A 2509-nucleotide genomic window follows, 5' to 3' on the forward strand; every position below is an offset into this window, starting at 1 on the left:
TGTGTTTCGGCGTGAGATTGGGGACCACCTGACCCGGTAATCGGCACCTAAACGGGGACCACCTTCCGGGTCATCTATGTTCGCCTGCTGTGTTGGCTGGCGACGAGGTGGAGGATGACGACGGTGGAGACGATAGGACGGATCAGGCGCGCGCATTTCGTGCAGAAGTTGTCGGTGCGGGAGATCGCGCGTCGACTGCATGTGTCGCGCAAGACGGTGCGCAAGGCGATCGAGGCGGAGGAGCCCGTGTTCACGTACACGCGGGTTGCGGAGCCCAAGCCGAAGCTGGGTGGCCACGCGGCCGCGCTGGAGCAGATGTTGGCCGAGAACGAACGCAAGCCACGCCGCGAACGTCTGACGCTGATCAGGTTATATGAGGTGCTGCGCGGGCTTGGATTTGAGGGCGGCTACGATGCTGTTCGCCGCCATGCCCGTCGCTGGCAACGCGAGGAAGCGGGGCGGACGGCGACCGCGTTCGTGCCACTGAGCTTCGATCCTGGCGAAGCGTACCAGTTCGACTGGAGCCACGAAGTGATCGTGATGGCGGGCGTGACGACGACGGTGAAGGTCGCGCACGTCAGGCTTTCCCACAGCCGGATGTTCTTCGTGGCGGCCTATCCGCGCGAGACGCAGGAGATGGTGTTCGATGCGCATGCACGAGCGTTCGCCTTCTTTGGCGGTGTCTGCACGCGCGGCATCTACGATAATATGTCGACGGCGGTGGACGTGGTGTTCCTCGGCAAGGAACGCCGGTTCAACCGGCGGTTCCTGCAGATGTGCAGCCATTATCTGGTCGAGCCGACCGCCTGCACGCCGGCAGCTGGCTGGGAGAAGGGACAGGTCGAGAACCAGGTTGGCCTCGTGCGCGAGCGCTTCTTCACCCCGCGGCTGCGCTTTGCGAGCTACGAGGAGCTGAACACCTGGCTGCTCGATCGCTGCATCGAACATGCCAGCGCCCATCGTCATCCCGAGTTGCGCGAGCGGACCGTCGCCGATGTGTTCGACGACGAGAAGGCGGCGCTGATGCGGCTGCCGACGACGGCGTTCAATGGCTTCCATGCGGTGACCGCGACCGTCTCCAAAACACTGCTCGTGCGGTTCGATTACAACAAGTACTCGGTCGCGGCCCGCGCACTGGGCCGCCCGGCGGAGGTCCACGCCTATGCCGACCGGATCGTTATCCGGCAGGGTGATGATATCGTTGCAGAGCATGCGCGGCGCTACGGTCGCGATCAGACGATCTACGATCCGTGGCATTACGTACCGGTGCTGGCAAAGAAGCCGGGTGCGCTGAGGAACGGCGCGCCGTTCAAGCAACTCGCATTGCCGTCAGGACTGGAGCGTCTGCGCACCCGTTTGAAGGAGAGCAGCGATGGCGACCGCCAGATGGTCAAGATCCTCACCACCATTACCGTCGATGGTCTTGACGCCGTGGAGAACGCCGCTGCCGAAGCACTCGCGAACGGGGTGGCCAGCGCCGATGTGGTGCTCAACATCCTGGCCCGGTCCCGATCGGCGCCGGTGGAGCCCACCATTGCAACACCCGACCATCTGCGGCTTGAGATCGAGCCGATCGCCGATGCAGGCCGCTACGATCGCCTGCTGACCCCGCTTCGTGAGGCGGCGTGATGATGGAGCGCCACCAGATCCTGGAGTTGATGGGCGACCTCAAGCTCGCCGGTATGCGCCAGGCCTATGACGAGGTGATCGCCGATGCGATCAAGCGCCAGTATCCCGTTCAGCATGTCGTCGGCGATCTGTTGCGGGCGGAGATCGCCGACAAGCATGCCCGCTCGATCAAGTATCAGATGACGATCGCCAAGCTGCCGCTTGCAAAGGAGGTCGCCGAGTTCGAGTTCGCCGGCACGCCGATCAACGAAGCGCTGGTTCGCGATCTCGCCACCGGGGCGTTCCTCGCCAACCAGCGCAATGTCGTGCTGGTGGGCGGTACGGGCTCGGGCAAGACGCATCTGAGTATCGCCATCGCGCGCAGTTGCATCCGCACCGGTGCCCGCGTTCGCTTCCACAATACCACCGATCTGGTGAACCGGCTCGAGATGGAGGTCCTTCAGGGCCGCACCGGCAAGCTTGCCGAGCATCTGTCGCGGCTGGACCTCCTGATCCTCGACGAACTTGGCTATCTGCCGTTCGCACGCGCTGGCGGGCAGCTGCTGTTCCACCTCATCAGCCGACTTTACGAACACACCTCGGTCATCGTCACCACCAACCTGGCGTTCGGCGAATGGCCGACCGTGTTCGGCGATGCGAAAATGACGACCGCGCTGCTCGATCGACTTACCCATCACTGCGACATCGTCGAGACAGGCAACGAGAGCTGGCGGTTCAAGAACCGAAGCTGAGCGCCGTCGCTGCCGCTGCCAAAGAGGATGTCGTTCTGGGGGATGTCGGCTCCGGGCTACGCCCTACGCCGACATCCCCCAGAACGACGGCACGTGAGTGGTCTCCTTTTACATGCCGATCCCGGTCCCCGTTGCCGCGCCGATTGACA

2 protein-coding genes are annotated in these 2509 nt (G+C 63.7%); both read left to right on the plus strand.

The genetic code is table 11. From position 1 onward, the window contains the following. Positions 1-114: 114 nt before the first annotated feature. Positions 115-1629 carry an IS21 family transposase gene (gene istA / locus ACVWZA_RS21760; protein ID WP_457313537.1) on the plus strand — a complete coding sequence of 505 codons (1515 nt, stop codon included), beginning with the start codon at positions 115-117 and terminating at the stop codon, positions 1627-1629. Positions 1630-1631: 2 nt separating this feature from the next. Then, a complete protein-coding gene (gene istB, locus ACVWZA_RS21765) occupies positions 1632-2360 on the plus strand; it encodes an IS21-like element helper ATPase IstB (RefSeq protein ID WP_183113801.1) in 729 nt (242 codons plus the stop codon). Positions 2361-2509: the final 149 nt, after the last annotated feature.

Source organism: Sphingomonas sp. UYAg733 (assembly GCF_054057355.1).